General features: G+C 70.3%; 1 pseudogene. It reads left to right on the forward strand.

The window, feature by feature from the left end:
- A pseudogene (locus K9U40_RS24215) lies at positions 1-411 on the forward strand (efflux RND transporter periplasmic adaptor subunit); the annotation flags it as partial.

Here is a 411-nt window from a genome sequence, read left to right on the forward strand (position 1 = left end):
TCGACCCGCGCCCCTACCAGGCCACCCTGGACCAGGCGAAGGCCAAGAAGGACCAGGACACCGCCAACCTCAACAACGCCAAGGCGGACCTCGTCCGCTACACCGGGCTGGGCGCCTACGCGTCGCGCCAGCAGACCGAGACGCAGACCGCCCTGGTCGCCCAGTTGACCGCGCAGGTGGCCTCCGATCAGGCCTCCATCGACAACGCGACCACGCAGCTCGGCTACGCGACGATCCGGGCGCCGATCGACGGCGTCACCGGCTTCAGGCAGGTCGACATCGGCAACATCGTCAACGCCGCGGGGCAGTCGGCGATCGTCACCATCACCCAGGTCGAGCCGATCTTCGTGGTGTTCACGGCGCCCGAGGACCAGCTGCCCGCGATCGTCGCGGCCCTGCGCGCCGGCGAGG

The sequence above is a fragment of the Xanthobacter autotrophicus genome (genome assembly GCF_030015065.1).
Classification (GTDB): domain Bacteria; phylum Pseudomonadota; class Alphaproteobacteria; order Rhizobiales; family Xanthobacteraceae; genus Xanthobacter; species Xanthobacter autotrophicus_D.